Source organism: Ewingella sp. AOP8-B2-18 (assembly GCF_052376015.1).
Classification (GTDB): domain Bacteria; phylum Pseudomonadota; class Gammaproteobacteria; order Enterobacterales; family Enterobacteriaceae; genus Ewingella; species Ewingella allii.
Genome location: NZ_JBQSVB010000003.1, coordinates 356,554 through 379,312, shown reverse-complemented (window position 1 = coordinate 379,312; position 22,759 = coordinate 356,554). Strand labels below are relative to the sequence as shown.

The window sequence follows — 22,759 nt, the reverse complement described above, 5'->3', positions numbered from 1 at the left end:
GCACTATTGCCTGAAAACGGCCTCAGGCCAGAGAGCTAATTAATGGTCGCGCTCATCGCGACGCCCACCCACGGCGGACCAGAAGCGGCGCACGTGCACCGTCACTTCTTCACGGTCGTGGTAGAGCTGCTTGGCGTGGATCTCAGCGTTGATGCCGTTTTCTTCCAGACGCTCTTTGATACGTTCGAGAATGTTTGACACTTCCTCATAACGCTTTTTCATTGGCAGCTTCAGGTTGAAAATAGTTTCGCGGCACCAGCCGTTAATCAGCCAGTCACACATCAAAGCCGCGACTTTCGCTGGCTTCTCAACCATGTCACACACCAGCCAGTAGTTTTTGGTACTGGTCGATTTGTAGCGGAAACCGTCTTCACGCAGGTGAATAACCTGCCCGGTGTCCATCAGGCTAGGCGCCATCGGGCCGTTATCAATCGCCGTCACCATCATGCTGCGCTGCACTAACTGGTAAGTCCAACCGCCGGGACAAGCTCCGAGGTCTACCGCGTACATGCCGCTGGCGAGACGCTCATCCCACTCATCCGCAGGAATAAAGACGTGGAACGCCTCCTCCAGTTTGAGGGTTGAACGGCTTGGTGCCTCGGATGGGAATTTCAGACGCGGAATGCCCATATAGAATGGCGAGTTGTTATTACTGTAGGAATAGCCGACGTAGCAGCAGCCCGACGCAATAAAGAACACGTGGACTACCGGGCGCAGAGGGTTCTCCTTTTTGCCCAAAATGCGCTGTTCGCGCATGGCGGAACGCAGCGGCACGGTAAGCTTACGGCAGAACTTGGTCAGCTCTTTGCTTTCATTGGTGTCAGGCACTTCGACACGCAGTTCGCCGCCGTTAGTGATAACCCCGTGCAGCATACCGACGATAGGCGATACGCGATCTTCCGGCGGCAGGTCTTTCAGCAGCTCACCCACGACGATCAGCTGGCGAGCGAAAATCAGCTCGCGGAAAGGCAAGTCGCGCGCCAGACGGTCGGCGTCTTCCGGCTGATAGCATTCGAACAGCACATAACCACTGTCTTCTTTCACGCGGGCAAAGCCGAAGATTTCCATCTGGGCGGCTTTGGCGGTAATTTCGGCCGCACACTCTTTTTCGAAACCAGAGCGGCAGTAGAGAGCAACTTTATTCATGGCGTTTTGCCTTATTATTCAGACGCAAAGCGCCGATCAACATCAGTATCCAGCCGATCAGGAAGAAGGTTCCACCGATCGGAGTGACAAACACAAATAACCTTAAATGCGACAGCGCCAGACAGTAGAGACTGCCACTAAACAGCACTGTTCCTAGCGCCAGGCAGGCGCTGCTCCAGTAAAACCACAGGTTGCGCTGGCGCTGCATTGCAACACCAAGCACCAACACGGCCAGCGTGTGCACACTCTGGTAGGTTAAACCGGTTTGAATCCAGGCCATTTCGGCCGGTCCGAGAGATTTACTCAATATATGTGCGCCAAACGCACCAAAGGCAACATAGACAAAGCCGCTGATGGCGGCAAAAATCAACATTGAACGACTGGTCATGGGACGTTACCTGTTCTCGTTGTTAGTGGGTGATTCACGTTCAAGCCTGATCGTATCGAAAGCGTAGTTTTTCTTGTTCACTGGCCGCCCGCGCCAGTATCCACTGACGAAAGGCGGCTATTTTACCCAGTTCTGCCTGACTGTCATGACAAACCAGATAAAAAGCATTTTTACTGATTAACACCTCGTTGAAGGGGCAAACCAGACGCCCAGCTTCAATCTCGGTTTGCGCCATCACGTTGTTAGCCAGCGCAATGCCCTGCCCGTGAACGGCGGCCTGCACTACCATGGCGCTATGGCTGAAAATCGGCCCTTGCTGCACATTAATATGCTGCAAACCAAGCTGTTTGGTGTAAGCCAGCCAGTCGCGACGAGAAGCATCATGCAGCAGCGTGTGGTGCGCCAAATCTTCCGGCAGCTTCAGCGGTTTATCGCCGAGCAGCAGCGAAGGCGCACAGACCGGCAGCAGATATTCGGCATACAAACGTTCGGCGCGCAGCCCCGGCCAGTTTCCCCGACCGTGGAAAATCGCCACATCCACGTCGTCGGCCAGTTTATCCTCTTCACGGTCAACGGCTTGAATACGAACGTCAATTCCCGGATAAGCTGAGTTAAAGCCAGACAAACGCGGAACCAGCCACTGAATAGCAAAACTTGGCGGCAAACTGACGGTCAACGCGCCTTTAGCACTTCGTGCCTGAAGCTTACGGGTAGCTTCGTTAAGAGCAGAGAATATCTCTTTGATATCCAGATAATAACTCTGCCCTTCTTCGGTCAAGAGCAGCGAACGATTGCGGCGGCGAAACAGTTTTAAGCCTAAAAAGTCCTCAAGTGACTTGATCTGGTGGCTTACTGCCGCTTGCGTCACAAATAGCTCTTCCGCCGCTTTAGTAAAACTAAGGTGGCGTGCCGCTGCGTCAAAAACGCGCAGAGAGTTGAGAGGTGGTAAACGTTTTGACATTGAGTGGATACTTATTATTCGCCGGTCAGCAAAGCGCTTCACCGTGGATTTTACTATTAGTTTTTTTAATCCGAGACATTATAAATTGTCCGTTGAGGATGTACAGGCAAAAACCTATAGTGGCGCCACTTCCTAGGCCGGAACGAAAAGTAGATTGGTATGAGGATGCTGAAATACTTTTGGCTTGTGGTTGTGATGTTGTGTTTGCAATTGTCTGGCAATCCAGACGCGTAGCTTAAATGCTACAAATTTTCACTTCCTGTACATTACCCTGTCTGTCCAAAGTGATTTTTTAGCACCGCATTTTGCGGTGCTTTTTTTTGCCTGTCGATAGCATTCTGCGCCAACGCGCAACCTTTACAGATCCCTTGCGTTTTAGCCTTTTAAAAGTACCGACACTATAAAATAACAAAACCGGCAGCATCCTAAGATGGCCGGTTTTGTCGATGGGCATTTTCATGCCACTTTCAGCAAGAGCGCTTCCCGTATTGGAAAGACTCGACTAAGGATTAGTTACCTTTAGCCATCTCTTTCACTTCAGCTTTGTTGATCTGCTGTTTGTTGCCATACGCATCGGTATAGCTGATCATACCTGTATCGTCATCGGTACTTGGCTTCCCTTCTGCAACGATTGTACGACCATCATTGGTATGCATAACATAGTTGCTTGAACACGCAGCAAGAGTACAAGTCAGCAGTACGGCTGAAACTACGGCGGCGATCTTTTTCATCATAGACTCCTTGTTATACCCAAAGTTTTTGGCACTGCTGAAAACAACGTTACAGCGCCAAGTACGAAGGGGATAGATTAAAATGCTTTAGTTGCCAGATAAGTCATCTGACTAATTCTTCTAGCCTTCGTAATTCAGCATAACAAGCTTCTGGTATATTTCCACGGTAACCATTCCTAAAATGAATAAATGCGGAGTACCAGCGGGGATAATTTTCATGTTTTTCAGCCGATTTAAGAGATTTACTTCACTATGACTGATTTCGACTTTTCCGCTTTTCGTGAGAATTTTCCGTCACTTACGCACGGAGAATGCTATCTGGATAGCGCCGCAACCGCGCTGAAGCCGCAAAATGTAATAAATGCAACTTTGGAATTTTATTCTCAAGAAGGCGCGACGGTTCATCGCAGTCAGCACCGCGCTGCTCAGTCTTTAACCGAAAAATATGAAAAGGCGCGGTCGCGCGTCGCGCGTCTGATCAATGCGCCGACAGCAGAAAATATCGTCTGGACCCGAGGCACCACCGAGTCAATTAATCTGCTGGCGCAGAGCTATTTTGCTCCGCGCCTACAGCCCGGCGATGAGATTATTGTCAGTCAGGCCGAGCATCACGCCAACCTGATCCCCTGGCTGATGCTAGCAGAACGCTGTCAGGCCAAGGTGGTGACATTACCTCTTAACGCCCAATTTATGCCCGATGCCGAAGCCCTGCCCGCGCTGCTCAACAGCAAAACGCGTCTGGTGGCGATTGGGCAGATGTCCAACGTGACCGGAGGCATGCCCCAGCTCGAGCGCATTATCAGTTTGGCCCATGCCAACGGCGCTCTGGTGGTGGTGGACGGCGCGCAGGGCGTGGTTCACAGCGCGGCGGACGTGCAGGCTATGGACATCGACTTCTATGCTTTCTCCGCCCATAAGCTCTACGGCCCGACCGGCATTGGCGTGCTGTATGGTAAAACCGAGCTGCTCGAGGCGATGCAGCCCTGGCACGGCGGCGGGAAAATGCTCACTCAGGCCTCCATGCAGGGCTTTACGCCGCAGAAGGTTCCCCAGCGTTTCGAAGCAGGCACGCCGAATATCGCGGGCGTTATCGGCTTTGACGCCGCGCTTGAATGGCTAGAAACTATTGATACGGCTGGCGGCGAAAAGTACGCGCAGCACTTGGCTACGCTGGCTGAACAGCAATTGGCGCTATTGCCGGGTTTTCGCAGTTTCCGCTGCCAAAACGCGTCTATATTGGCTTTTGATATTGCCGGCGTGCACCACAGTGATTTGGTGGCGCTGCTGGCCGAGCAGGGTATTGCGCTGCGCGCCGGGCAGCACTGCGCACAGCCTTTAATGGATGCGATGGGGGTCAGTGGCACATTACGCGTCTCTTTCGCGCCTTATAATACGCAAAATGATGTCGAACGCCTGATCGCTGCGGTGAAGTACGCCTTGGAGCTACTCGCCGATTAACCCATTGATATTAAGCCGAATAAAGAGAATTAACATGTTAGCGCCCCATCCTTTTGGACATGAGATCACCCCCCAGTCGCTGTCCGAGACATTCTCCGGCCTGCGCCAGTGGGAGGATCGTTATCGCCAGCTGATCTTATTAGCGAAAAGAGTCCCCGCGCTGGATCCCCAGCTCAAAACTGCCGACATAGAGCTTTCGGGTTGTGAAAATCGGGTATGGCTGGGGGGCGAACTGGCGGAAAACGGCGGGATGCATTTCTACGGTGACAGCGAAGGCCGCATTGTCAAAGGCCTGCTGGCGGTAATACTGACCACGGTGGAAGGCAAGACGCCAAAGGAGATCCTGGCGAGTGACCCTCTGGCGCTGTTCGACACCTTGGGGCTGCGCGAACAGTTAAGCACTAGCCGGGCCAGTGGCCTTTCCGCTCTGGCCGAAGGCGTCTTGGCACTGGCTCGCCAACACGCCTGACTGACCGGCTTTACGCCATCACACAGCCTTAAGCGGCGGCCTGCTGGCGCTGCGCTTTGGCCATCATCTTCTTCAACACGTGCGACACGGCGACAAAACCGAAGGTGGCGGTCACCATGGTGGCGGCACCAAATCCGGACGCACAGTCCATCCGCTTCGGCCCTTCTGCCGTGGCCCGTGATGCACACACGCTGCCGTCGGCCTGCGGGTACATCAGCGGCTCACTAGAGAACACGCAGTCAATCCCCAGCTTACCTTTGCTGTTTTTCACCACGCCAAAATCGTTCTTCAGGCGCTCGCGCAGTTTTGCCGCCAGCGGGTCTTGAATGGTTTTCGCTAAATCCACGACCGCGATTTGGGTTGGGTCGATTTGTCCGCCCGCCCCGCCGGTGGTTACCACCGGGATTTTGTAGCGGCGGCAGTAAGCCAAAAGCGCAGCTTTGGGGCGCACACTGTCAATCGCATCAATGACATAGCTGAAATCGCGATTCAGCATTTCCGCCACATTTTCTGGCGTAATGAAATCATCAATGCAGGTGACTTTGCACTCAGGGTTAATCGCCAAAATGCGCTCAGCCATGACTTCGGTTTTCGCCTTCCCGACATTCTCACGCAGCGCGTGAATTTGGCGGTTGGTGTTGGTCACGCAGACATCGTCCATATCAATCAAGGTGATAGTGCCAATGCCGGTACGCGCCAATGCTTCAGCGGCCCACGAACCCACCCCGCCGATCCCAATCACACAGACGTGAGCCTGGGAGAACAGCGTCAATGCCTGCTGGCCGTAAAGGCGCGCAGTGCCGCCAAAACGCTGTAAATAGGCATCGGAGTAAGCTGCTGTCATGACGGATTAACCTCTGTACTTGCTTTAAAATTCAAGGGAATGGCTTCTGAATCAGAAAAACAAAGCAGCCCGGAGGCTGCTTTTGATGGACTATTTTAACTCAATTAGGCGCGAAGCCGAAATAATGCTACTTCAACAAGAAGGAACCACCGTTGCTGCTCGCCGCCGGAGCCGGAGCCAAGGTGGTCGCCGGGCCGGATGACGCGCCTGCGGCGTTATAAGCAGTAAATAGCGGCTGTCCGCTCTGTGCTGATTTCAGCACCCACACGCGACCATAGTGATTGTAGAAGCCCGCCGAGTGGCCTGCATCCGGGCCAATCCCTTGATACATATCGAAATGCTGGCCTTTAATTGCCCCGCCGACATCCAGCGCCACCATCAAGCGCATATGGTATTTGCCGGTGAATTTGCCTTTGTTGTCCAACTCAGGCACTTCCGCCAACAAGGTGGAACCTGCCGGGATCAGCGAACGGTCAGAAGCCACCGAAGCCTTAGCAATCAACGGGATACCGCTCGCACCGCGAACTGGCGTGAAAGGTTCTGGTTTGAAGAAAACGAAAGAAGGATTCTGCTCAAGCAGCTCGCGAACTTGCGCTTCGCTATGAGTATCGGCCCATTGACGAATCGCCTGCATCGACATGTTTTCACGCGCCACTTCGCCACGGTCAATCAGCACTTTGCCGATACTGCGGTAAGCATGACCGTTTTTGCCGGCATAGCCAAAGAAGGTCAATGGGCGACCATCGCCATAATCGACATAACCACTGCCCTGAACTTCCATCATGAAGTTGTCCATCAGCGAGTTGGTATAGGCAATGACGTAGTTATCGCTCAGCGCGCCGGAGTAAATTGAAGCGCGATCCGGCAGGCGACCGCGTTTTGGCGGCATGCGATATAAAGGATATTGGAACTCACCCTGACGGGTGTAGCGTGCCTGCAGCACCGGCGTGTAGTAGCCGGTCAATTGCACGTTACCGAAGTTGTCAGCGCCTTCCATCTGATAAGCGCTGATGCCGTATTGGCTCAGCGTGCGGGTATCAGCACCGGCGCGGAGCCACTGCTCCACGGCCTGAAAAGTCGTATTATTTCTACCGTATAGCGTGGAAGAGGCGTATTGCACTTCCATCACCTGACTAGCGTAATCTTTGGCATTCACCGGTTTGCCCGTGGCGTTCGGCTCATTAACATACTCGAGCGCATTTTCCAGTCGACCATCTTTATACTGCTGCCCGCGATCGGTCGGTCTGGATGAACAGCCCGCCAATATCGCGATGACCAGACCACTCAGCAGATATTTACTCCAACGTCCTTTCATTATTGCCGCGCTCTCTTGCTTTCAGGGGGGAAACTACCGCCAAAACGATAACAAAGGCCCTATCAGAAAGGAATTGCCACCATCGAAAAAAATGAATTCGATCGGGCTGTTTAAAAAGCCATCAGAGTGTATAAAAAGCAGTTAAACAGGCGGTTTATCACATTAATTTGGAAAAAAGGGTTGCACGAAATCTCACGCAGCGTATAGTTCGCCCTCATCGGACGCGGGGTGGAGCAGCCTGGTAGCTCGTCGGGCTCATAACCCGAAGGTCGTCGGTTCAAATCCGGCCTCCGCAACCAACTTAATGCAGATGTAAAAGCTTAAGTGGAATGAAAGACTTACCGATGAAGCAGTACAGCAATGACGGACGCGGGGTGGAGCAGCCTGGTAGCTCGTCGGGCTCATAACCCGAAGGTCGTCGGTTCAAATCCGGCCTCCGCAACCAATTGCAGTATGGATGGGAAGTAAAAAAAGCAGTACATTGTAGTGACGGACGCGGGGTGGAGCAGCCTGGTAGCTCGTCGGGCTCATAACCCGAAGGTCGTCGGTTCAAATCCGGCCTCCGCAACCAACTACAAATCAGCATAAAAGAAAGAACAACAGACACCTTAACGGGTGTTTTTTTGTTTCTGGCGTCTGGAAATTCTTTCAGCCGATCAAAAAAGGCCAGCGATGTTCTCCACTGACCTTCTTATTTGTAAAGCCTTAGCCCATCACCTTCTGACCGACATGCCGCCATCGGCAAAATAGGCCTTGATGCCCGCCAGTATGGACTCCGCCACCTTCTGCTGGAAGTGGCTGGTCTTCAGCTTGCGCTCCTCTTCCACATTACTGATAAACGCCGTTTCCACCAGAATGGAAGGAATGTCTGGCGCTTTCAGCACTGCAAATCCGGCCTGATCGACCTTGTTCTTATGCAGATGATTGATTTTGCCCATGCGCGTCAGCACCTCTTTACCAAACTTCAGGCTGTCGCTGATGGTGGCGGTCTGCACCAAATCGAACATGGTGTGGTCGAGATAGCGGTCGCCGCTTTTACTCACGCCGCCGATTTGATCGGACTCATTCTGCGTCTGCGCCAGAAAACGCGCAGCGGCGCTGGTCGCCCCTTTGGTCGATAAGGCGAAAACCGAAGATCCACGGGCGGCACGGTTGGTGAAGGCATCGGCGTGAATCGACACAAAAAGATCTGCCCGCAGCTTTCTCGCCTTAGCGACCCGGACTTTCAAAGGGATGAAGACGTCTTCGTTGCGCGTCATGTGCACCTTCATGTTCGGCTCGCGCTGAATCAGTTTCTGCAACTTGCGGGCAATCAGCAGAACGATATCTTTCTCACGGGTCTTATATTTGCCGATGGCACCGGGGTCTTCCCCGCCGTGCCCCGGATCGAGCATGATGATCAACGGTCGCTCGCGCCCCGCTTTGCCATCTTTGGCCGTCTCCGGCGGCAGGGTTCGCGCCACATCGCCCCTGTTGTAATCTTCCAGCAATGCCAATAGCGGATCATCCTCCGCGCTCACTGCCCCCTCTTGCGGGTAGAGATCCACCACCAAGCGGTTGTGAATTCCGGCAACCGGCTTAAGAGTGAAAACGTGCGGGTTAATCTGCTTTTTCAGCTCCATCACCAGCCTGATCGTCGTTTTATCAAACTGGCCTACTCTGGCCTGTTTGATAAAAGGATCATTTTGCTGGATCTGCTTACCTACGCCCTTAAGCACGCTATTGAGGTGGACACCTTCAATATCGATAACCAGCCGATGAGGATTGGTGAGAGTGAAATGCTTATATTTCAGCGGGGTACTGGACTCTAGCGTCAGGCGAGTATAGGAAGAAGCGGGCCAGACGCGCACGGCAACCACTTGTGAACTGGCGGCAAAACCCACCCGGCTGACGCTGAGCATCCACGAAGCAGCTACGCTTTGTAACAGGCGTCTTCGGCCAAAATTGTGATTATCGTCAGTCATGCAGTCTCAAAGGTAAGGGCTCAAAATGAGCAAAAAACAAAACAGCCAAAAAGGCTCAATAGGAAAATTCTAACGAATCGACTCTGCCCTGTCATTCATAAACGGGATTGGCTAAATTTTAAGCTTGTTGATGCTTTGTGAACAAAAAGAGAGATTTCTTACTTGCCACATCGGCATAAAAGAATAAAAATACAGAAATTACGAATAAAAATTCAAATGAGGTTTTGCCGTGAAGGAACGTAGTACTGAATTGGTTCAGGGTTTTCGCCACTCGGTTCCCTACATTAATGCACACCGTGGCAAAACGTTCGTTGTCATGCTGGGCGGCGAAGCTATTGAGCATGAGAACTTTACCAATATCGTCAATGATATCGGGCTTTTACACAGTCTGGGCATCCGTTTGGTGGTGGTTTATGGTGCTCGCCCGCAGATAGATGAGAATCTGGCGGAGCATAATTATGAACCTATCTACCACAAAAATACCCGCGTCACCGACGCCCGCACCCTCGAATTAGTCAAGCAAGCGGCGGGCTTATTGCAGCTCGACATCACCGCTCGCCTCTCCATGAGCCTGAATAATACGCCACTTCAGGGCGCGCATATTAATGTGGTCAGCGGTAACTTCATCATCGCCCAGCCTTTGGGGGTCGACGACGGTATCGACTACTGCCATACCGGCCGTATTCGCCGTATTGATGAAGAAGCGATCCACCGCCAACTCGACAGCAACGCCATTGTGCTGCTTGGGCCGGTTGCCGTTTCCGTTACGGGTGAAAGCTTCAACCTGACCTCCGAAGAGGTGGCGACCCAGCTTGCAATCAAATTGAAAGCAGAAAAAATGATTGGCTTCTGCTCGTCTCAGGGCGTGATCGACGAAGACGATAATATTATTTCGGAACTGTTCCCGAACGATGCGCAGGCTCGAATCGACACCATGGAAGCCAGTGGCGATTATCAGTCCGGCACCGTGCGCTTCCTGCGTGGGGCAGTCAAAGCCTGCCGCAGCGGCGTGCGCCGTAGCCATCTGATCAGCTATCAGGAAGACGGCGCCCTGGTTCAGGAGCTGTTCTCCCGCGACGGTATCGGTACGCAAATCGTGATGGAAAGTGCCGAACAGGTGCGCCGTGCGACAATTAACGATATCGGCGGCATTCTTGAGCTGATTCGCCCGCTGGAGCAGCAGGGTATTTTGGTGCGCCGCTCCCGCGAGCAGCTAGAGATGGAAATCGATAAATTCACTATTATTGAACGCGATAACCTGACCATCGCCTGCGCCGCGCTCTATCCGTTCCCGGAAGAGCGTATTGGCGAAATGGCCTGCGTGGCGGTGCATCCCGACTATCGCAGCTCGTCACGCGGCGAAATGCTGCTGAAACGCGTCGCCAGCCAGGCGAAGCAAATGGGGCTGGATCGCCTGTTTGTGTTAACCACTCGCAGCATCCACTGGTTCCAGGAGCGCGGTTTCCAGCCGGCTGAAGTAGACGTCCTGCCAATCCAGAAACAGGAAATGTACAACTATCAGCGCCGCTCCAAAATTCTGCTGACCGAGCTTTAAAGCAGGGCTTACACTAGGTTAGTGATAAAAAATAACGGGGCTTCTCACGCGTAGAGAAGCCCCGTTTTGTTTTTACTACTCAGGGTTGAGAGAGGACGACTCGACCTGTTCGCTCAGCCGTTCCGCCAGCCCGCTGCGGCGGCGAGTTCGCGTGCGGGTCGCAATGTTGAACACCTTCTCACTGGCATAAAGCGACAACTGCTTTTTAGCTCGGGTAATGGCGGTATAGACCAACTCCCGGGTTAGCACCGGCAGGAAATGGTTAGGCAGCACCAGCAGCGTGTGGTCAAACTCAGAGCCTTGAGACTTATGCACCGTCATGGCGTAAGCCGTTTCATGGGCTGGCAAGCGGCTCGGCTGCACGGATTTCACTTCACCGCCCGGAAGCTGGAAGTAGACCCTCAGCTCGCCACTTTCGCTTTGCAAGGCGATACCGATATCACCGTTGAATAACCCCAGCGCGCTGTCATTTCGGCTGATCATCACCGGCCTGCCGGCATACCATTTCCCCGCCAGCACGGCAGGTCGGCGGATCAGCCCTTTGCGATTTAGCAGTTGTTCGATGCGCTCATTCAGCCCTTTTACGCCAAACGGTCCTTCGCGCAGCGCGCATAGCACCTGAAAACGGCCAAAGTCCTGCAAAATGCTATCCGGCGATGCGCTGTGTCTGACGCCTTGGAGATAAGGAAGATAGCCCGCCAAGCAGGCATCGAGCAGCGGCTGGAAATCCTCAGTTTCATTGAGCGGATATCCCGTCACGTCCGGCAAGCCTTGCGCCAGCACGGCAGACGCGGCGGCGCTCTCCCCTGCATTGACGGCTTTCGCCAACTGACCAATACCCGACGCCGAATCAAACCGATAGCTGCGGCGCAGCAGGCACAAGCTATCGCGCACGCTGGCGGCGTTAGCCACTTCGGTTGGCGCGACAGGGCAGCCGGTCAAATAACTCAGTTGGGTGGCGCGTTCTGCGCTATACCCCTGCTCTGCAAAGCGGCAGATATCTCCCAACACCGCCCCTGCTTCTACCGAAGCCAACTGGTCACGGTCGCCAAGGAAAATCACTCGCGCCTGCGCGGGCAGTGCTTCAATCAGCCGCGCCATCATCGGCAGGTCAACCATTGAGGCTTCATCCACCACCAGCACGTCAAGGTGCAGCGGATTCCCACGGTGGTAACGCATGCGCTGGCTGCCGGGCTGTGCGCCCAGCAATCGGTGTAATGTCGAGGCTTCAGCCGGGAAAGCGGCGCGCTCGGCTTCGCTAAGAGGTAAACGCAGACTGGCCTGCCCCAGAGAGTCGGTCAAACGCGCTGCCGCCTTGCCGGTGGGCGCGGCGAGTTGAATGCGCAGTTTCTGCTGCGGATAGAGCTGAACCAGCGCGGCTAATAGCTTGGCAACCGTGGTGGTTTTGCCGGTACCGGGCCCGCCGGAAATGATTGAAATCCGCCGCGTGGCCGCCACCGCCGCCGCGACTTTCTGCCAATCAATCTCGGCTGAGTCTGAGTGACCAAACAGGTCATCCAGAATCGTTTTAAGCCGCGTTTCATCCACGGTCAGTGGTGAAATGAGCGAGGCATCCAGCCGTTTTTCAGCACTGAAGAAATCGGCAACCTCGCCCTCGCTCTGCCACATTCGCTGAAGATAAAGACGGTTTTCCTGCAAGACCATCGGCGTTGGCTGGCTGCCGTCGCTGACAGCTGCGTGGCGGTTTAATAGTGTCAGCCACTGCTCGGTATCCGGCTCACCGGCTGTTTTCCAAAGCTCAATAGCTAGCTGCGGATAACGACTGTTAAACAGGGAATCTGGGCTGAGCTGGTCCAAATGCAGGCACACGTGGCCACTCCCCGCCTCGCTGCTCAGGCAGGCGGCCGCCAGCATTAACGCGGCATATTCAGTCTCTGCCTGCGTCCCGCCAGCTATCATGCGGGCAAACTGCACGTCCAGTGACCTGAGCGCGCCTTGCAGCAAGGCTTGCTCAAACAGAGCATCTACTGCTGAACCATTTTTCACTGTCACCGAGGTGTTCATAGCTGCCCCTCCAGCATTCTGGCCTGTTCCAGCATGGCTTCATCAGGGACAAACTCACCTCTAAATAGTTGGTCGAGGCATTCGACGAACTCCTGCGACGGGCGACGGCGGAAAACGCCATTACCCGGATGCTCCGGATCCACGCCGCGCAGGAACAGATAAATCACACCACCAAAATGGCGCTCATAGTCATAATCGGCCAGCCGATGGCCTAAATAGCGATGGAGCGCCAGCGTATAGAGCTGGTATTGCAGGTCATAGCGGTGCTCAGCCATCGCGCTTTCCATCGCTTCTTCGGTATAAGCACTACTGTCATCACCCAGCCAGTTGGACTTGTAATCGAGCAAGTAAAAACGCCCTTCCCAGAAGAATACTAAGTCGATAAAGCCTTTGAGCATGCCCTGCACCTGCTGGAAGTTAAGCGACGGGCAGCGGGCGGATAAACTGTCGAAATGTTTCACCACGGCGTTGAGTTGCGAAGCCTGAAGCAAGCTGTCGATAGGCAAGTAGAACTGCAATTCAGACTGCAATTTGCCTTGGTCAATCGCGCTGAGTTTCATCTGCGGCTCACCGAGCGGCGTGTTTAAAATGGCTTCAATCCAGGCTTTAAGCACGGGTAGCCACTCAGCATCAAGGCCCTGAGCTGTTAGCTTTTCCGTCAGCCATTGGTCATCAACCTCTGCGTCAAAGGCGATTTCCTCGAAAATGCTGTGCAGGAAGGTCCCGGGCGAAGCACCGCGCGGAAACGTGTGGGCATTCATTTGTGGCTCGACGGCCTCTTGCTGCTCACCCGCAGCTTCAACATCTAGCTTCGGCAGCAGGTCTTGCGCCAACGCCGTGCCGTGCTGCTGTAGGCCGGAGTAACTGGTGATGCGCCAGCTGTCTTGAATTTGGCGTTTCATTTGGCGTGCGGAAAGTGTTTTTAGCTCATCGCTTGGTGCGGCCCACGGCGTTTGCTCTGGCGATTCAATAGCGGAGAACACCACATCCTCATTGCTAAGGCTACTGAGGCAGGCGACTAACCCTGCGGCGTCGGCAGCCTGAGCTTTCTGTACCAAATAGCCCATCGCCCCGAGGTGTAAATCGGTATCGCCCTGCTTTTTGCGGTTGCCTTGCATCAAAGGCGCAATGCCCACGCTACAGTGGTAAACCGAACGCGTCAGCGCCACATAGAGCAGACGGAGATCCTCCGCCAGACGCTCCTCTTCGGCCAACTCTTTACTTTGCTCATCACTGTTGAGGTCTAGCATGGCTGAAAAGGTGCTACGGTCGTGGTACAAGCCTTGCTGCTGCTGGCGGAAATTACTGATAAACGGCAGCCAGACCAGCGGATACTCCAGACCTTTGGACTTATGAATGGTCACCACCTGCACCAAGTGTTTATCGCTCTCCAGCCTTAATTGTTGGCTCTGCGATTGGCGATCCGGGGAGGCGATTTGCTGCGCCAACCAGCGCACCAGTGCGTGCTCACTATCAAGCTGGGCGGCGGCTTCCTGCAACAACTCGCCAAGATGCAGTAAATCGGTCAGTCTTCTCTCGCCCCCGGTTGCCGCCAGCAGGTTCTCGGCCAAATGACGATGAGCAATCAATGACTTAAGCATGGGCAGCACGCCGCGCCGCGCCCAGCGCTGGCGGTAGCCGTCAAACTCGTCGACTAAGGCATCCCAGGCCCGCTCATCTTTGCTCAAGTTATCCAGCGTCAGGGCATCAAGGCCGATGATGCCGGTGGCCATGGCACTGCGCAGGGTGCGCTCGTGTTCAGGAGTCAGCACCGCCTGCAACAGCCACAAAATGTCCTTGGCTTCAGCCGTTTCGAAAACGCTGTCGCGGTTGGAGAGATACACAGAAGGAATGTCGAGCGCGCTGAGGGCATCGCGGATCAGCGCCGCCTCTGCCCGACTGCGTACCAAAACGGTAATATCGGACGCCTGAACCAGACTACGTTCACCCTTGGCATTCACCAGCCACGCCTGTTGATTTTGCCCGGCAGTCAGCCAGTCGCGAATCTGCGCCGCGCACTGGCGCGCCATCAGCTGTTGGTAATCACTTACTCCAACTCCTTCCCCCTGCTGCAACCAGAAATGCAAAGCAGGTTGGCTCTGCCCATTTAGTTCAAAGTCGAGCGGGGTATTTTTCCCCGCCGGAGAGACCTGAATAAAAGGAATTTGGGAGAATACGAACGGGTTATTCAGCTGGGAAAACAGGTGGTTAACGCCTTTAACCATGCTTACTGATGAGCGCCAGTTGGTGTCCATAGTGTAGTGAGCACTAACTTCAGAACGAGCGCGCATATAGGTAAAGATATCAGCGCCGCGAAATGCATAAATCGCCTGTTTAGGGTCACCGATTAGCAGCAAGCCGCACTGGGGCTGGTTGATATAAAGGCGCTGGAAGATGCGGTACTGCTGCGGGTCCGTATCCTGAAATTCGTCGATCATCGCTAAGGGATAACGGCTGCGAATAGCCTGTGCTAACAGCTCTCCACCAGGCTGGTGCAGCGCGGCGTCAAGGCGGCTCAAGAGATCGTCAAAGCCTAGCTCGGCGCGCTGGCGCTTCTCTTTCTGAATGGTGAAACGAATTTCGCTTAATGCTCGCGCAATAATCAAATCGCGCAGCGTCAGAGGCTCGGTGAAGATGGCGTCTATGCTGTCGAAAACGCCGTGCTGCGGAGCATTGCCTTTCTTGGTTTTTTCCAACAGCACCGACTGTCTAAAGCGCTCAAGTTCCTTCGGCAACTGGTAGTCTTCAGTAGCTTGCGCAGCCCATAACCCGACGTTTTCGAGCCACACCGGCAGATATCGCGAGCTATAACTGCGTTTATCGACCCCGGAGTCATTGATGATAGCGGCGATATCAGCCGATGCCGCCAGCCATTGCTGCTTGATGCTGTTAATGCGTTCGAGTATCTGCTGGTGACGCGTCTCAATAGTTTCGTCCTCAGCTGGCGGCTGGCGGAGCTGGGGCATTTCACCATGCAAATAAGGCGATAAGTCGCTGAGTAAGGCTTCCGGCCCGCTCCACTCCTGCGAAATCACGCGCGCGATGTCCAGTGGCAGCGGATAGCAATGGCGACGCCAGAAGTCGGCGCAGGCCTGACGGCGCAAAGGTAACTCGTCTTGAACTAAGGTCTGTTCAAACAGAATGCCTGACTCGAAAGCGTTGTGAGTGAGCATTCGCTGGCAAAATCCGTGGATAGTATAAATCGCGGCTTCATCCATCTGCCGTTCTGCCGCCAGCAAAATATGGGCTGCCGAAGCTAAATCCTCGATTTGCGCCATCAGCGACATCATCATCGGATTGTCGCTCTGGCCCCGCACGCAGGAAATTCTTAGCTCATGAATGTTGCTGCGGATACGGCCACGTAGCTCCTCAGTGGCCGCCTCGGTAAAGGTCACCACCAGAATTTCTTCCACCGTCAAACTGCGGGGAAAAGCGGCCTCCTTGCCCAGCCCGAGCAATAGCCGCAGATAAAGCACGGCCAGCGTGAAGGTCTTGCCCGTGCCCGCAGAGGCCTCAATCAACCGTGCTCCGGTGAGGGGCAGCGTCAGCGGTTCAAGCTTCTGCGGGATAATCTCTGTCATTGACTGTTTACCTGGTGAGGAAATGTTTTCTGGATTGAAGACGTGTTCGGGTAGGTTTTAAACCCGGCCGGTTTGGCATAGTCAGCCGTTTTCGCGTCATTGCCTGACACTTGCGAAAGCATCGCCAGGCCGTTCATTTTGATCACCGCTTTATGGAAATAATCCGCCAACTCCTGTTGGGTCAGGCTCTTAATAACCGCCAGCACCTTGTCGCGCGTATTAAAGTCGCTTTCTCCCCGGCTGAAATCATTGCCTAAGCGATCGGCCTCTTCATCAAGCGTTTGAGGACGCTGCTGCATCTCATTAATCAGCGCCTGTTTGTACTGCGCAAATTCGTCAGGCTTCATGGCACGCAGCCGTTTTTCCGCCTGAGGATAAAATGCCAAATAGCGCTGATAAAGGTACTGTGGCTGCTTGCTGTTGCTTTGCAGCAGGAAGCCAATCCCCCACTGCTTGCCGACAGGGATTGGGAAGGCAAACACGGCATACCCCAACTGCTCCTGAGTGCGTAATTGGCTGTAGAACCAAGGCTGGATTATCTGGCCGAGCAGCGAGCTGTAGGCCATGCTCTGCACTTCATCATAGCCAGTCGGAATATAGACCGCCGCCAGCGCGCAGTCCGTGCTGCTACCCTGACGCTGAATATTGACCTTCTGCGGCTTTTTGATTTCAACATGGCTGCCACGCCACCACTGAGAACCGTGTACTCCCACTTTATTGACGATAGCTTCTGACATGGCCTTCACTTCAGGCTCAGTCATGTTGCCAATCACCATAATCTCCACTGCGGCGTTATGGATAAGGCTCTCGCGGTAGGCGTTGATTTGCTCAAGGGTGATGCCCTTGACTAGCTTTTCACGCTCTTCTCGCTCGGTATAAGGGATGCGGGAAACCAGCTGGACGGGTTGCAGGGCCAACTCAAAGGCCTTGCCTTTATCCGCTGACGCTAAACGTTCCAGATACCAGGACTTAGCCTGATCAAGCTGTTCTTGGGTCGGTTTGAAATCCGGATAGCTGTCCACCAGCTTGCTAAGCAATACCGGCAAACGCTCGGTAAAGCCAGTGGCTGCAAACTGCAATCCATTGTCTGGCGAGGTGGAGAAGCTAATGCCGCCAATAGAGGCCTGATAGCTCAGTTGGTCAAAGGCCACGCCGGTCAGATAGTCCGTCAGGCCATACAATACCTGGTTTTTAGCATTATCCAGCGCCTGAGCGTTGCGGAACGACACCATCACATTGGCTTTGGGCTCTTGCGAAAAATAACGGCTTGGCATGTAGAAAACGCGCAGGCCTTTTTTCTCCACCACCAGCTTAGGTTTGGTCTGGTCGCCCTGCTTATTCACCAACGCCAAAGAGTCAGGAATGTAGGGGTTCAGCGCAGGCAGAGAGAGCGAAATTTGCTGGCTCTGCTGCTTCCATTGTTCAAAGGTCGCGGCGGGGAGCTTATCAACCTGATAAGGCGCATTCACAAAATAGGCCACTTTATTGTGGGGTTCATCAGGGCTGATGTACCAGTAACGAGCATTCTGTGGTGTCAGTTGATCAAGGCGGGCAGCGATAGCCGCAGGGTCAAACTGGTCGGTTAAATATGGCGAATCTAAAACGTGCTCGATAGGCACTCTGAGCATGGTATCAACCAGCCACTCGACATAATCCATATCGCGAGTTAACGCCGGATAACGATAATCCAATGCCATGACGTGCGCGATTTCGTCGAAATACTCTTTTTTGATCCCCTGCTGACGCATCTCATTCAGATAGCTAAACACCGCCGCAATCACTCTGTCGCGCTGAGCCAGCCCTTTATCCGTAAGGGAAATTGAGATATTGAACACGCCCTGATTGCGATCCACCATAGGATCCGCCCCGGCGTTAATTCCATCAGCCAGCCCCTCTTTCTGTAACCAGTCCGATAAGGTGTTAGGGCTACGGTTGCCAATCAAATAACTGATATAGGTGTCAGTTTTACTGCGGAAAGCAGCGCTGTTGTTATCAATGGCAAATTCAATGCGCAGCTGTTTACGCGGCTGGGCCGGAATGAAATGAATAATCTCACCCTTTTGCGCCTCGGTAAGCGTCGGAACAGTAATGGCCGGGACGCTGGCGTTGTGATTGCCAATTTTACCAAAGGTGTCTGCGGCCAGCTGGGCCAGTTCGGGCAAGGGTTTATTGCTATAAATCACGGCCACCATCAGATTAGCCGAGTAATAACGATGATAAAACGCCGTAAGCTCATCGTGTAATTTACTCCCTGGCTTATCTTTTAGCGTATCAAGGTTGCCGCCGGAAAAACGGGCGCTAGGGTGAGCAGGGTTTAGGGTTTCAGCGCGAACTTGCGCCATACGCATGCCGTCTCGGGAACGCGCCATGGTCAGCTCGGCATTGACCGCGTTACGTTCACGGTCGGCATTCAATGGGTCGAGCAGCGGCTCGGCAATGGCGTCCGCTAATCTATCAACCGCGGGCTGTAGCGCATCATTTTCAACCTCAAGATAAAAAGCCGTGCGGTAGGAGGCGGTGCTGCCATTGTGGCTGCCACCGTGCTTTTTCAAAAACTCAGACAGGCTTTCCGGCTCGGGATACTTTTTGGAGCCCATCAGCAGCATATGTTCGGTGTAGTGTGCCAGACCGAGTTGGGAGTCGGGATCTTCTAAAGATCCCACGGGAATCGCTAACGCAGCCAGAGATTTACTGGCTTCGCTGTCGGAAACCAATAGCACCGTCATCCCATTATTCAACGTGATCGCCTGATACTGACGCGGGTCGTTCTGACTCTTATTGATTGCTTGTGCATACGGCTGCCAGTCAGTCGCACACCATGCTGCCGGTATCCAAAAGACTGATAACAACAGTAACCCTGAAACACGGGTAAGCTGTTTTAACATTGCCACTCTCCCCCAATAAGGTAAATTTTTGAACTCATGCCACTATGCCAGATTGTGTCGGGCTAGGGGCAAAAGGAAGCGTTCCGCTTCACGGATAATAATTTGTAATTTTTGCGTATCTAACTGACGGAACACCCGCTGAATATAAGGATCGGCACCTTCTCCCGGCACGCGAATATCCCCCTGCCATGCCTGAAGTAACTTGTTGCGCGCTTTCTCAAGCTTTTCTTCATCATGACTTACCGTACCAGTATCTTTATCAAAACACTGCGATAACCATGCCCAGCCACTTTTGTTGAGTAAAATCAAAGGTTCAGACATCCCCTCCAGATACCCGTTAATCAAATCCTGTAGATGCTGCGTTGCTCTCTCAGCTGGCATCGCGGCAAATCGCCATGCCGTGGCACCGCGACCATACATCCGACTGTCGCCCTTGCCACCGGCGGCGCAATAGGCCAAGTGTTCAATCCACAATAACAGACCGTCTCTGGCCAGCAAGGCCGCAGGACGCCAGCGCAGCAGCCCATTGTCTTGTACCTGATGTAGCCAACCCGTCAGTTTGATATCGCCCACGGACAAATCCAGCTCAACGCTGCCGTACTCCTGTCTTTCGCTGCGCACGGTGTCGGCTAATTCAGTCATTTCTTCCAACTGCTTCTGCCAGTAAATTTCACCAAACGGGCCGTACGGCAGGCCGCCGGACGCGCGAACTCGGGTAAAGAGTTGTGCAGGATCCCGCTCTTCAATCAGCGTGTTGAGAAGTTGGGTGTTGAACTGGTAACGGTCAAGATTGTCCAGAATGAAAGGCTCTTCATCCGACAGTTCGGTCTCTTCCAGCACGAAACTCACATTGAGCCTCATTTGGAAAAAGGCCTTGATAGGGTGACGATAAAAACGCAGCAAGTTTTCTAGCGTCACTTCAGTGGTTGCCACTGGCTCTAAAGGTTGGTTGAAATCCAGAACGTCATCACCCTTTCGGCTGGCCGCAGGCAGCCATTCTGCCGCAAAGCTTTGATGTTCGTTACCGGCCTCGAAATTAGTGGCGTCAAAAGGCGTGCGCGGATGCCAGCACAGCAGATGCTTTGTGACGCGCTCAGCACTTTGATCCGCCGTTAAGCCTTCATCACCGTCGAGACAGTAACTTTGGCCGATGTACTCCAACAGCTCTGTCACCAGCACCGAAGGGTAGCGCTCGCTATTATCCTGAATCGAGCGCCCAATATAGCTAATGTAGAGATGATCCTGAGCCGAAAGCAGCGCTTCAAGGAATAGATAACGGTCATCGTCGCGGCGGCTGCGATCGCCCCTTTCCACTTTCTGCGCCATCAGATCAAAACCCAGCGGCGGCAGCGTTCTTGGGTAAATGCCATCATTCATTCCCAGCAGGCATACCACTTTGAAGGGGATGGACCGCATTGGCATCAGGGTACAGAAGTTAATCGGGCCGGCCAGAAAACGCTGGCTGATGCGCTCTTGATCGAGTTTTGACGCCAGTTCGTCACGCAAGATAGACAACGGGACAAGATCTGGATAGTGAGCAGCAACGCCGTGGCTGAGAACTTTTTGCCACTGCTGCTCAATCAGTGCCAATGCCACTTCGGTTTCCCCTTCGGCGGAGAAGAATGTGCTAAGCAGTTCCTGACACAGAGGCAGCCACTCGCTGACGCTGCGCGGCTTGGATAAGGTTATGCGCCACTGGCTAAGCTGCATCAGCAACTCGGCTAAATGCCCGGCCAATTCGGCGGCCAGCCCGGTTGATTCATCATAAGGTAAGACGCCCTGCCACTCTCCCGCCTGGCTATCCATGGCGTAGCCCAGCAGCATGCGGGTCAAACCAAAGTGCCAGGTGTGCTGGCCAGTCGCGGGCAGTGACAGCTCACGGACGTTGTCATCATCCAACCCCCAGCGAATTCCAGATTCCCCGACCCACTGGCGCAAAAGTCGCAGTCCATCTTCATCAATGGAGAAGCGCGAAGCCAGCGCGGGGACTTCCAACAGCCCGAGAACTTGTTCGGCAGTAAAGCGGCTTTGCGGTAAATCGAGCAGGGAGATAAAGGCTTGTAGCGCGGGGTGAGCCTGACTTGCTTTACGATCCGACAGGGCAAAGGGCAGATAGCGCTCTGCTGGCGCATTACCAAATACCGCCTGAATATAAGGCGCGTAGCTGTCGATATCCGCCACCATGACGATAATATCGCGCGGGGTAAGCGCCGGGTTTTCAGCCATCAGCGCGAGCAGATTGTCATACAGAATCTCAACTTCGCGCTGCGGACTGTGGCACACATGCAGGCTTAGGGAGCGATCCTTTGGGTTCAACACCCTCTTTTGGTCACTGCTGAGCAGGGTTTCCGGCGTCATCCCTATGATGGCATGGTCCTCTAATTCCAACATATCTTGCTGAACGGCATGGAGTAGAGAGCCATCTCCCACATCAACGAAGGCGTGGACTTCCTGAATATCGTCCACCTGCGACAACAGGAACATGTGGTCGCGCCCAAGCTTGCCCCATGAAGCCAACAATGGATTACTCAGGTTCTGCATGCCGTCATCGTTAAAGAGCTGAGCGGCTTGTGCCGGCTCACGGAACAGAGAAGCATCTTCCAGCTTTTCAAGATAGTGGCGTCGCTTGCGGCTTTGCAGCCGGGCGAGAAAGGCGTAGTTCTGGATATCACCCCAATAATATTTGCACGGGTTGGTGAACATCAGATGAATATCAATGTGCTTGCCTAACGCCTGTAAGGCCTGCAAATAGACCGGAGGCAATGCAGAGATCCCGCAGATAAATACGCGAGAAGGTAAGCCCGCCGGAGTGACTTTGGCGTTTTCCAGCTGAGAAATGAAGTTCTGATACAGGTTGGCACGGTGCCATTCCGGCTGTTGCAATTCTTGGGTATAGGTACACAGCGCGCGCCACAGGGAGGATTGCCAGCGCTGCGCCTCATCAAGCCCTTCCACCTGTCGCTCGCTTTCCCATGCTTTAAGCCATTCGGGACGATAAACCAGATATTGGTCAAAAAGGTCAGCTACCCGGGCGGCGAGCTGATGGATTTTACGTTTGTCTTCGTCGTCATCTAAATAGTGGCGCAGCGAGGCAAAGTCCTCTTCACCCAATTTCTGCGGCAATAGCCACATGAGTTTCCATGTCATCGCGTCCTTGCTAAAGGCGCTCTCTTTGGGAATGCCCGGTAAGACTTTAGTGAACATGTCCCAAATAAAGGTCGCGGGCAGCGGGAATGCGATGTTCGCTGCGATACCAAATGTCTGCGCCAACTCCATTTGCAGCCACTGCGCCATGCCTGGGCTTTGCACCAGAATCACTTCTTGGCTGAAAGGATCGGCGAGCGGGCGCCCCTCAATTAGCGCCGTGGTCAGCGTTTTCAGAATATCTAATTGGTTTGAGTGATAAACCGTAAACATTGGCGCTTCCTTGAGGAAAA

Annotated in this window: 14 protein-coding genes and 3 tRNA genes; 6 read left to right on the top strand and 11 right to left on the bottom strand. The window is 53.8% G+C overall.

Features of this window, described 5'->3' with window-relative positions; translation table 11 throughout:
• Positions 1-39 precede the first annotated feature (39 nt).
• The 4 genes from rlmM to ACT3RR_RS09575 form a co-directional block, all read right to left on the bottom strand.
• The gene (gene rlmM, locus ACT3RR_RS09590; RefSeq protein WP_353503253.1) at positions 40-1,146 is read right to left on the bottom strand and encodes a 23S rRNA (cytidine(2498)-2'-O)-methyltransferase RlmM; all 1,107 of its coding nucleotides are present in this window, start codon (positions 1,144-1,146) and stop codon (positions 40-42) included.
• Positions 1,139-1,534 carry a DUF423 domain-containing protein gene (locus ACT3RR_RS09585; RefSeq protein WP_034792830.1) on the bottom strand — a complete coding sequence of 132 codons (396 nt, stop codon included), beginning with the start codon at positions 1,532-1,534 and terminating at the stop codon, positions 1,139-1,141. Before ACT3RR_RS09585 ends, rlmM begins: the two co-directional genes overlap by 8 nt.
• A gap of 40 nt (positions 1,535-1,574) precedes the next feature.
• Positions 1,575-2,495: a transcriptional regulator GcvA gene (locus ACT3RR_RS09580; RefSeq protein WP_034792832.1), complete on the bottom strand. Its 921-nt coding sequence runs from the start codon at positions 2,493-2,495 to the stop codon at positions 1,575-1,577.
• Positions 2,496-3,004: 509 nt separating this feature from the next.
• A complete protein-coding gene (locus ACT3RR_RS09575) occupies positions 3,005-3,226 on the bottom strand; it encodes a YgdI/YgdR family lipoprotein (RefSeq protein WP_034792834.1) in 222 nt (73 codons plus the stop codon).
• A 252-nt stretch (positions 3,227-3,478) separates the two neighbouring features.
• On the opposite strand from ACT3RR_RS09575, the gene csdA reads away from it, so the two are divergent.
• Together csdA and csdE are read left to right on the top strand one after the other, a co-directional pair.
• Positions 3,479-4,684: a cysteine desulfurase CsdA gene (csdA, locus tag ACT3RR_RS09570; protein ID WP_496200187.1), complete on the top strand. Its 1,206-nt coding sequence runs from the start codon at positions 3,479-3,481 to the stop codon at positions 4,682-4,684.
• 34 nt (positions 4,685-4,718) lie between these two features.
• Positions 4,719-5,153 carry a cysteine desulfurase sulfur acceptor subunit CsdE gene (csdE, locus tag ACT3RR_RS09565; protein ID WP_485904052.1) on the top strand — a complete coding sequence of 145 codons (435 nt, stop codon included), beginning with the start codon at positions 4,719-4,721 and terminating at the stop codon, positions 5,151-5,153.
• 28 nt (positions 5,154-5,181) lie between these two features.
• On the opposite strand, the gene tcdA is transcribed toward csdE, so the two are convergent.
• Positions 5,182-5,997, bottom strand: coding sequence for a tRNA cyclic N6-threonylcarbamoyladenosine(37) synthase TcdA (gene tcdA, locus ACT3RR_RS09560; RefSeq protein WP_496200186.1), 816 nt, complete (start codon positions 5,995-5,997; stop codon positions 5,182-5,184).
• Between the two features lie 127 nt (positions 5,998-6,124).
• Positions 6,125-7,312, bottom strand: a complete 1,188-nt coding sequence (gene mltA, locus ACT3RR_RS09555) for a murein transglycosylase A (RefSeq protein WP_353503257.1) — start codon at positions 7,310-7,312, stop codon at positions 6,125-6,127.
• A 222-nt stretch (positions 7,313-7,534) separates the two neighbouring features.
• Here mltA and ACT3RR_RS09550 point away from each other — a divergent pair.
• The 3 genes from ACT3RR_RS09550 (at position 7,535) to ACT3RR_RS09540 (ending at position 7,883) form a co-directional block, all read left to right on the top strand.
• Positions 7,535-7,611, top strand: a tRNA-Met gene (locus ACT3RR_RS09550).
• Between the two features lie 69 nt (positions 7,612-7,680).
• Positions 7,681-7,757, top strand: a tRNA-Met gene (locus ACT3RR_RS09545).
• A gap of 49 nt (positions 7,758-7,806) precedes the next feature.
• Positions 7,807-7,883, top strand: a tRNA-Met gene (locus ACT3RR_RS09540).
• A 142-nt stretch (positions 7,884-8,025) separates the two neighbouring features.
• Here ACT3RR_RS09540 and amiC read toward each other — a convergent pair.
• Positions 8,026-9,276, bottom strand: a complete 1,251-nt coding sequence (gene amiC / locus ACT3RR_RS09535) for an N-acetylmuramoyl-L-alanine amidase AmiC (protein ID WP_353503258.1) — start codon at positions 9,274-9,276, stop codon at positions 8,026-8,028.
• Positions 9,277-9,505: 229 nt separating this feature from the next.
• Here amiC and argA point away from each other — a divergent pair, with 229 nt between their 5' ends.
• Positions 9,506-10,831 carry an amino-acid N-acetyltransferase gene (gene argA / locus ACT3RR_RS09530; RefSeq protein ID WP_353503259.1) on the top strand — a complete coding sequence of 442 codons (1,326 nt, stop codon included), beginning with the start codon at positions 9,506-9,508 and terminating at the stop codon, positions 10,829-10,831.
• A 75-nt stretch (positions 10,832-10,906) separates the two neighbouring features.
• Here the strand turns inward: argA and recD are convergent, their stop codons facing one another.
• The 4 genes from recD to recC are packed head-to-tail and all read right to left on the bottom strand — an operon-like array spanning position 10,907 to position 22,739.
• Positions 10,907-12,856 (bottom strand): exodeoxyribonuclease V subunit alpha, encoded by a 1,950-nt coding sequence (recD, locus tag ACT3RR_RS09525; RefSeq protein ID WP_496200185.1) that lies wholly within the window; start codon positions 12,854-12,856, stop codon positions 10,907-10,909.
• Positions 12,853-16,437 carry an exodeoxyribonuclease V subunit beta gene (gene recB, locus ACT3RR_RS09520; RefSeq protein WP_496200184.1) on the bottom strand — a complete coding sequence of 1,195 codons (3,585 nt, stop codon included), beginning with the start codon at positions 16,435-16,437 and terminating at the stop codon, positions 12,853-12,855. The genes recD and recB overlap by 4 nt, the downstream gene beginning before the upstream one ends.
• Positions 16,434-19,322 (bottom strand): pitrilysin, encoded by a 2,889-nt coding sequence (gene ptrA / locus ACT3RR_RS09515; RefSeq protein ID WP_496200183.1) that lies wholly within the window; start codon positions 19,320-19,322, stop codon positions 16,434-16,436. Before ptrA ends, recB begins: the two co-directional genes overlap by 4 nt.
• Positions 19,323-19,364: 42 nt before the next feature.
• The gene (gene recC, locus ACT3RR_RS09510; protein ID WP_496200182.1) at positions 19,365-22,739 is read right to left on the bottom strand and encodes an exodeoxyribonuclease V subunit gamma; all 3,375 of its coding nucleotides are present in this window, start codon (positions 22,737-22,739) and stop codon (positions 19,365-19,367) included.
• Between the last annotated feature and the right edge of the window lie 20 nt (positions 22,740-22,759).

What these genes read in the sequence shown, in the direction of transcription:
- rlmM (WP_353503253.1), bottom strand. Translation starts at nt 1,146, where the DNA reads ATGAATAAAGTTGCTCTCTACTGCCGCTCTGGTTTCGAAAAAGAGTGT.
- ACT3RR_RS09585 (WP_034792830.1), bottom strand. Translation starts at nt 1,534, where the DNA reads ATGACCAGTCGTTCAATGTTGATTTTTGCCGCCATCAGCGGCTTTGTC.
- ACT3RR_RS09580 (WP_034792832.1), bottom strand. Translation starts at nt 2,495, where the DNA reads ATGTCAAAACGTTTACCACCTCTCAACTCTCTGCGCGTTTTTGACGCA.
- ACT3RR_RS09575 (WP_034792834.1), bottom strand. Translation starts at nt 3,226, where the DNA reads ATGAAAAAGATCGCCGCCGTAGTTTCAGCCGTACTGCTGACTTGTACT.
- csdA (WP_496200187.1), top strand. Translation starts at nt 3,479, where the DNA reads ATGACTGATTTCGACTTTTCCGCTTTTCGTGAGAATTTTCCGTCACTT.
- csdE (WP_485904052.1), top strand. Translation starts at nt 4,719, where the DNA reads ATGTTAGCGCCCCATCCTTTTGGACATGAGATCACCCCCCAGTCGCTG.
- tcdA (WP_496200186.1), bottom strand. Translation starts at nt 5,997, where the DNA reads ATGACAGCAGCTTACTCCGATGCCTATTTACAGCGTTTTGGCGGCACT.
- mltA (WP_353503257.1), bottom strand. Translation starts at nt 7,312, where the DNA reads ATGAAAGGACGTTGGAGTAAATATCTGCTGAGTGGTCTGGTCATCGCG.
- amiC (WP_353503258.1), bottom strand. Translation starts at nt 9,276, where the DNA reads ATGACTGACGATAATCACAATTTTGGCCGAAGACGCCTGTTACAAAGC.
- recD (WP_496200185.1), bottom strand. Translation starts at nt 12,856, where the DNA reads ATGAACACCTCGGTGACAGTGAAAAATGGTTCAGCAGTAGATGCTCTG.
- recB (WP_496200184.1), bottom strand. Translation starts at nt 16,437, where the DNA reads ATGACAGAGATTATCCCGCAGAAGCTTGAACCGCTGACGCTGCCCCTC.
- ptrA (WP_496200183.1), bottom strand. Translation starts at nt 19,322, where the DNA reads ATGTTAAAACAGCTTACCCGTGTTTCAGGGTTACTGTTGTTATCAGTC.
- recC (WP_496200182.1), bottom strand. Translation starts at nt 22,739, where the DNA reads ATGTTTACGGTTTATCACTCAAACCAATTAGATATTCTGAAAACGCTG.